This is a genomic window from Algibacter sp. Ld11, from assembly GCF_045066735.1.
Classification (GTDB): domain Bacteria; phylum Bacteroidota; class Bacteroidia; order Flavobacteriales; family Flavobacteriaceae; genus Algibacter.
On sequence record NZ_JBISHH010000016.1, the window covers coordinates 1 to 7,064 of the forward strand.

The following is a 7,064-nucleotide window of genomic DNA, read 5'->3' on the forward strand; positions in this document are numbered from 1 at the left end:
AAAGAGAGGGGATTCTCAAGAAAATCGAGATCTTGTCTCACTATACAAAATAACCTTAATCCTCTCTTTTTGTTCTTTCTGTTTATATACTTAAATTTAATATCTTTAATCAATAATCAAACTTAAGTTATACATAAACGTTGTGCCTAATTTGAGAAAATGATTTCGGAAATAAATAAAGCTTGGAATTGGAAAGGATTTAACGCAACCGAAATAGTTCGGACGAATGACTTTGGCAACGTGATTTTTAAAACGGACAAAAACGAATATTGGAGAATTTGTCCCGAAGAAATTAGTTGCGTAAAAATTGCGGAATCAGAATCTGAATTTAATAAAATCTCATCTGACTCGGAATTCATAGAAGACTGGGAAATGACAAACCTTGTGAAAATTGCAAAATCGGAACTTGGAGAATTAAAAGAAAACGAAAAATATTGTCTAAAAATGTCGGCTGTTATTGGCGGAGAATATGAAAAATCGAATCTCGGAAAAATAAGTTTTTCGGAACTAATTGCATTTAGTGGAGATTTAGGATTTCAAATAAAAGATTTGAAAGACGGACAAAAAATAAAACTGAATATAAAAAACTAGGCACAACAATGTATAAAAATAATTGCGGTTATGTGCCTAATCAAAGGTAGTTGCAAGTTTACTACGTCTGATTTTCCTTCGGAAAATCCTCGCACGTAAACCCGCAACTATTCTTATACGAGACCGTTGCCATTCATGGCTCACTCGACTCTAAAATATATATAAACGAGCTTAAAAGTGGTTAAAAAAACTCACTCAACCGACTTCTGACCATTCAAAGCGCAACTGTTGCGAACGACTGATTTTACTCTTGCTCAAAACATCTGACTTTTGACAAACGTAACGCAAGGTTTACGCACGACTGACTTTACTCGTGTTCTAAAATTCTAGGTTTTGAGAAATTAAACGCAAGTATTTCGTAAAACAAGTCAGACAAAAAATACCACGCATGGCAACATTGTATAAAAATAATGCTTAGTTTAGTACTCAATCAAGAGTAAATGCGTGTTTGCATGCATCTGATTTTCCTGCGGAAAATCCTCGCATACAAACACCGCACTATTCTTATACGTAACCGTTAGGCACAATATGAACAAAACTTTGAGACAAATATTATCAATTGGAATTTTGACATTATTTCTGATCCAAATCGGATTTAGTCAATCGATTGAAAATTTTGTCGACTCGACAATCAAAGTTGATAGTCTAAATGTTCCAACTGATTTAAAACAAGCTTACTTTCCGAAAGAAATTCTGCCTGAAGTTACAACGGAATGGATTATGGAAAACGATACCACTTATTCAATTAAGACAAAAGTTAAAATAGGAACTTATGACGAATTTGTTGCGAATTGGTATTCAGAGCATCTTCACGCAATGAAAGAACCTTTGTTGTTTAATAGGAAAATTGACAAAGAAATTTATCGCTTTACTTGGTTGAGAACTTTTGACAAACCAATGACTTTTAGATTTGAAAAAAGAAATGAAAAATATATTCTTTATTGGAAAGTGCTAAATGGTGCTGGTGGATATGAACCTGGAGAAATAGAAATTGAACGACTGAAAATACTAACCGAAAAAGAATGGACTGAATTTACCCAACTTATCGGAAAAGCGGATTTTTGGAATATGGATTTAGGTCGTAGCTCAATTGGAACAGATGGTTCTGAATGGATTATGGAAGGTGTAAATCAGACGAATTATAGAGCTGTAATTGTTTGCTCGCCAAGTCAAGGAAATTTCTTTAATGCTTGCGATTATCTAATTTCTTTAACGAACTTGAAAATATTGGAAAAGAAAAAATATTAAAATACTGTGCCTAACACGGTGTATAATTAATTGCTTGGGTCACTGCCGACTTACGAACATTCCTGCGGAATATTCTATTCGGTTTTTATTTGCTAACTTTCAGGCTTAATCACGCAACTAACCATACACCAATCCGTTGGCAACAAGCTGAAAAATGAACTTCCTTAAGAAAAATCGAACACAAAATTGGATAATTAAGCTATTCAAACTGACTGACCAAAATTCAGCAGAAACGTTTGAAATGGAATCTAATATTCTTTTGTGTATTGACCGAATTGAAGAATTAACTGAACTTAAAGCAAAAGCTTTTGACATTAATTATCAATCATTTTATAAAACCAAAAGCCGATTCGAAAAAGTATTAAAATCTAATAAAGAAGTGGTTTATTGCTTTGTCGATTTCGATTCTGAAAATACAGAAACATATTTTTCAATCAGCAATCAAATGCTGAATTTAAATGAAAAACCTGAAAAAGAAACAATTGACTTTTGTCTTCAAATAAGCACAAAATATTGCGATAAAGATTCAATTTTAGAATTGAATAGAGTTTTAATAAACGAATTAGATTTTGATTATGGATATACAACAAAATTAGACTCGAATTATGACTCTGGAACTGAAAGAAAAATTAAGAAAGGATTATTTTCAACTTCAGTCAATATTTTAGAAAAAGACCACATTTGGACTTCAACTAAAATCAATATTTTAAACGGAACAATAAAGAATTTATACCCAATAAACTATTTGAATAAATCACATTTATCGAATTCAGAACAAAAGAAAATTATATCGGAATTTGGAAATTTAAGTGAAGTCAATAATCGGATTTACAATTGGAATTTAACTGATTTAGAAATAGAGAAACTAAAAAAGACAAAACGAACTGAATTGAAATTAGTTGAATAAAATAAAAGCCAGTTGCCAACAACGTGTAAAAAACATTGCTTATTTTAGTTAAGCCGTTTGGTCGTTGCTTTGTTTGCTAGCATCTGATTTTCCTTCGGAAAATCCTCGCACTCAAACACGCAACGTTCCTTACACATAAACGTTGTACACAATACCCAAAAAATGCCGAGAATAGAACTTAAAACCGAAATAAAAGCTGATAGAAATATCGTGTTTGACCTATCTCGAAGTATCGATTTGCACAAAATATCGACCGAACAAACTAATGAAGAAGCAATTGCTGGAAAAACAAGCGGATTAATTGGAATGAATGAAAGTGTGACTTGGCGAGCAAAACACTTTGGAATCTATCAAAAACTGACTTCCAAAATAACGGAATTTGATAAACCGAATTACTTTACGGACGAAATGGTTAAAGGAACGTTTGCGGAATTTAAACACGAACATCACTTTGCGGAATCGAATGACGGAACTTTGATGACCGACTTTTTTGATTATAAATCGCCTTTTGGAATTTTAGGAAAGTTAGCGGACAAGCTCTTTCTAAAAAAATATATGACTGAATTACTAACTGAAAGAAACCGAATTGTAAAAGAGTTTGCGGAATCTAACAAATGGAAAGATGTAATAAAATGAAAATCAGCACTAAAATATTAATCCTATTTCTGACTTTGAATTTTCTTTCTTGCAAAGGAATTGCTCAAGAAACGGACACTATAAAACCGACTACTAAATTTGATTTCTCAAAAGTTGAAAAATTTCGAGAAACAAAACTTAAAGGTCAGATAATAAACGATTATGACAGTATTTTCAGTCCTTCTCAAAGAAAAGAACTATCGGACATAATCTATGACTATAATATCGAAACAACCAGACAAATAGTTGTTGTAACAATTGATAGTATCAACCCATATTCTGACATACAAAAAATGGCAACGGATTTGGGGAAATATTGGGGAGTTGGAACAGCGGAAAAAGACAATGGACTGATAATTCTTCTCTGTAAACCTTGTCAAAAAATTGGAATTGCAACTGGATTTGGAACTGAACTTGTTTTGACTGACCAAATTTGTAAAGAAGTGATTGACAAAACAATTATACCTGAATTTAAAAATGGCGAATTTTATAGCGGAATTAAAAATGGTGTGACTGAATTAATAGAAAAATGGAAATAAAGTACTGTGTACAACATTGTATAAAAATAATGCGTAAGTTTATTCCTAAATCGAAAGTTAGTGCTTGTTTGCTTGCATCTGATTTTCCTTCGGAAAATCCTCGTAATCAAACTACGCACTATTCTTACACGTAACCGTTGGCAATAATTTAAACAAAACTGAAATCTATAATGAAAAAACCTATTACATTTATTTTTACTATTCTATTTTTAACATCCTGTTATCCGATAAAGGAAGTTATATCAGAAAACTATGAAGTTGATAATGAATTGAATTTTAAAATACTTAAATATTCTGAACCGACAACAAACGCAAGTTTTATAAGAAGTGAGGATGCAAAATATGTTAACCTGACAATTACCATGACAAATAAAAGTTCAAAGCCAAGAGAAGTTAATTTTGGTGACTTTTTTATAGCAAACGATCAAAATGATATGAAATCACCACTATGGAAAGTAAATAGAGGTGTCGAAATGGCTGGAACTGAAAATACAACTGTGAAATTCGAAGCGCTAGAAACAAAAAAATTATGGCTTTCGTTTTTAGCACCTAAAAATGCCCAAATAAAGTTTTTGATTTTTAATGGAAAGCAAATTGAATTGAAATTTGGTAAAACCAAACAGGCGATGTTCTAAAAAACTATTGCCAACACCGTATAAAATTAATGGCTAGTTCTCGCCTATTTACGAAAATCCTTGCGGATTTTCTATCTGGTGTTTATTTGCTAAATTAGATGCTTTAACACGCCACTAATCTTATACAAAACCGTTGGCATTCATGTCTCACTCAGCTCAAAAAAATATATAAACGAACTTAAAAGTGGTTAAAAAACTCACTCAACCGACTTCTGACCATTTAAAGCGCAACTGTTGCTTACGACTGACTTTACTCTTGCGCAAAACATCTGACTTTTGACAAACGAAATGCAAAGATTACGCGCGACTGACTTTACTCATGCTCAAAAAAACTCTCACTTTTCTAAATTCAAACGCATATCTGTCGTAAAATAAGTCCGACAAAAAAAACACGCATGCCAACATTGTATAAAAATAATGCTTAGTTTAGTACTCAATCAAGAGTAAATGCGTGTTTGGTTGCTTATGATTTTCCTGCGGAAAATCCACGCACACAAACAACGCACTATTCTTATACGTAACCGTTACCTGCAATTAAAAACGCAACGGATGAAACAGAAACTAATCACTTTATTAATAATTCTAACTTGTACATTTGGATTTGGTCAAGTAAGTCCAGAAGACATAATTGTGGTTTATGATTCTCTAAATCCAAAAGGCAAAGTTCTATTAAAAAGTGAAATGTCTAAAAATTTAGATTCCATCAATATGCATATGTTGGAAGATACAAGATTGAAATTGTTAACTAAAAAGGACAGTTTATTACTTAGTAAAGAAATAATTGGAAGTTGGAATTTGAACAGCGTTAAAACATCGAATGAAAAGCCATACAACTTACAAGTATTTGAGAAAATTGAAATAACAAATGACGGGAAATTTAACATTGTAGACAATGACGAAATTACAAGTGGAAAATGGGAAATAAGCAAAGGAGAATTAACTTTACATTACAACGAACCTCAATGCCATATAAAAGACAAAGCTTTATTGAAAATTCTACCAAAAGAACAAATTGAATCTTTAACATATAGTTCGAACTTTTTAAGCATTAGAAAAGTCGATAATAAGAATATTGTATTTATGCATTTCTTACCTGAAAACATAGAAAATATAGATGAGATGTTTTATGTATTAGTATTGTCGAATTATGTGAAATCTGAATAAAAAAACTGCAGGTAACACCGTGTATAATTAATTGCTTATTTTAAGCCTACTTACGAACATTCCTGCGGAATATTCTATCTGTGATTTATTTACTAACTTAGTTGTTTAATCACGCAACTAACCATACACAATCACGTTGCCATTCATGGCTCACTCAGCTCTAAAAAATATATAAAAGAGCTTAAAAGTGGTTTAAAAAAATCTCACTCAACTGACTTCTGACTATTCAAATCGCAACTGTTGTGTGCGACTGACTTTACTCTTGCGAAAAAATATCTGACTTTTGCCAAACGTAACGCAAGGTTTACTCACGACTGACTTTACTCGTGTTCTAAAATTCTAGGTTTTGAGAAATTAAACGCAAGTATTTTGTAAAGTAAGCCCGACAAAAAATACCACGCATGGCAACATTGTATAAAAATAATGCTTAGTTTAGTGCCTAACCAAGAGTTAATGCGCGTTTGGTTGCTTATGATTTTCCTTCGGAAAATCCTCGCACACAAACAACGCACTATTCTTATACGTAACCGTTAGGCAACATTTGAATGAACATTCGTAAAAACATATTATTATTGATTATAATTTTAGTTTGTGGTTTCTCATTTGGACAATCTAAAACCGAATTGAGAGTAACGGAACTTATAGAAAAACTGAATTGGGAAACAATTCCAATTACTTGTAACTATGCTCTAGTTTTGAAAGAATATGATACTATTGCAAACGAACTTGTAGAAATTGGAAAAATAAGCAACAAACAACTTTTAGGACAAATATCAAATCCTGAAAAATCAATCGGAATTCATATAATTCTCACGCGAATTAATGACTTTGAAAAATATAAAGTAATCGGACTTGGAACAAAGAATATTTATAAAAATTGTGACAATTTAATTGGCTGGCATTATATTTATAATGGAATAATTTGGGAATGGTTTGAAAATAAAGGACAGAGTATTTCGAAACCTGAATTAGAAAAACTAACTGACTATTGGAAAAACAAACTAATTGACAACCGAGAAACTGAACTTTCCGATAGCGAAACAATTTTCAAATCGTTAACGAAATCTGATATTGAAAAATATCCTTGTGAAAATTAAAAAACGTTGCCTAACACCGTATAAAAATAATTGCGGTTTAGTGCTTAATCAAGGGTCGTTGCGTGTTTGTAACGTCTGATTTTCCTTCGGAAAATCCTCGCATACAAACCCGCAACTATTCAAGAACTGTGTTAAAAACCTATAAAAAAGCAGTTAATTTTTAAACAATATTCTTCTATTACGTTTTTATCCTAGAATAAAAACATATTGAAATAAATAATTTTATAACTAGGGTTTACCTTACTAA

General features: G+C 31.7%; 8 protein-coding genes. All 8 read left to right on the forward strand.

What is annotated here, in order from left to right; all coding sequences use genetic code 11:
- Positions 1-159: 159 nt before the first annotated feature.
- The 8 genes from ACJJV4_RS07560 to ACJJV4_RS07595 all read left to right on the forward strand — a co-directional run bounded on the left by ACJJV4_RS07560 (position 160) and on the right by ACJJV4_RS07595 (position 6,817).
- Positions 160-591 carry a T6SS immunity protein Tdi1 domain-containing protein gene (locus ACJJV4_RS07560; protein ID WP_405293053.1) on the forward strand — a complete coding sequence of 144 codons (432 nt, stop codon included), beginning with the start codon at positions 160-162 and terminating at the stop codon, positions 589-591.
- A gap of 540 nt (positions 592-1,131) precedes the next feature.
- On the forward strand, positions 1,132-1,839 hold the full coding sequence (locus ACJJV4_RS07565) for a hypothetical protein (RefSeq protein ID WP_405293055.1): 708 nt from the start codon (positions 1,132-1,134) through the stop codon (positions 1,837-1,839).
- Between the two features lie 241 nt (positions 1,840-2,080).
- Positions 2,081-2,746 carry a hypothetical protein gene (locus ACJJV4_RS07570; RefSeq protein ID WP_405293057.1) on the forward strand — a complete coding sequence of 222 codons (666 nt, stop codon included), beginning with the start codon at positions 2,081-2,083 and terminating at the stop codon, positions 2,744-2,746.
- 162 nt (positions 2,747-2,908) lie between these two features.
- Positions 2,909-3,382: a cell division protein gene (locus ACJJV4_RS07575; RefSeq protein WP_405293059.1), complete on the forward strand. Its 474-nt coding sequence runs from the start codon at positions 2,909-2,911 to the stop codon at positions 3,380-3,382.
- Positions 3,379-3,921: a TPM domain-containing protein gene (locus ACJJV4_RS07580; protein ID WP_405293061.1), complete on the forward strand. Its 543-nt coding sequence runs from the start codon at positions 3,379-3,381 to the stop codon at positions 3,919-3,921. Before ACJJV4_RS07575 ends, ACJJV4_RS07580 begins: the two co-directional genes overlap by 4 nt.
- 170 nt (positions 3,922-4,091) lie before the next feature.
- Positions 4,092-4,556: a hypothetical protein gene (locus tag ACJJV4_RS07585; protein ID WP_405293063.1), complete on the forward strand. Its 465-nt coding sequence runs from the start codon at positions 4,092-4,094 to the stop codon at positions 4,554-4,556.
- 549 nt (positions 4,557-5,105) lie between these two features.
- Positions 5,106-5,720, forward strand: a complete 615-nt coding sequence (locus ACJJV4_RS07590) for a lipocalin family protein (protein ID WP_405293065.1) — start codon at positions 5,106-5,108, stop codon at positions 5,718-5,720.
- 545 nt (positions 5,721-6,265) lie between these two features.
- Complete coding sequence (locus ACJJV4_RS07595) at positions 6,266-6,817, forward strand: hypothetical protein (protein WP_405293067.1); 552 nt, start codon at positions 6,266-6,268, stop codon at positions 6,815-6,817.
- The last annotated feature ends 247 nt before the right edge of the window (positions 6,818-7,064 follow it).

Coding starts and splice junctions, on each gene's coding strand:
- ACJJV4_RS07560 (WP_405293053.1), top strand. CDS start 160: ATGATTTCGGAAATAAATAAAGCTTGGAATTGGAAAGGATTTAACGCA.
- ACJJV4_RS07570 (WP_405293057.1), top strand. CDS start 2,081: ATGGAATCTAATATTCTTTTGTGTATTGACCGAATTGAAGAATTAACT.
- ACJJV4_RS07575 (WP_405293059.1), top strand. CDS start 2,909: ATGCCGAGAATAGAACTTAAAACCGAAATAAAAGCTGATAGAAATATC.
- ACJJV4_RS07580 (WP_405293061.1), top strand. CDS start 3,379: ATGAAAATCAGCACTAAAATATTAATCCTATTTCTGACTTTGAATTTT.
- ACJJV4_RS07585 (WP_405293063.1), top strand. CDS start 4,092: ATGAAAAAACCTATTACATTTATTTTTACTATTCTATTTTTAACATCC.
- ACJJV4_RS07590 (WP_405293065.1), top strand. CDS start 5,106: ATGAAACAGAAACTAATCACTTTATTAATAATTCTAACTTGTACATTT.
- ACJJV4_RS07595 (WP_405293067.1), top strand. CDS start 6,266: ATGAACATTCGTAAAAACATATTATTATTGATTATAATTTTAGTTTGT.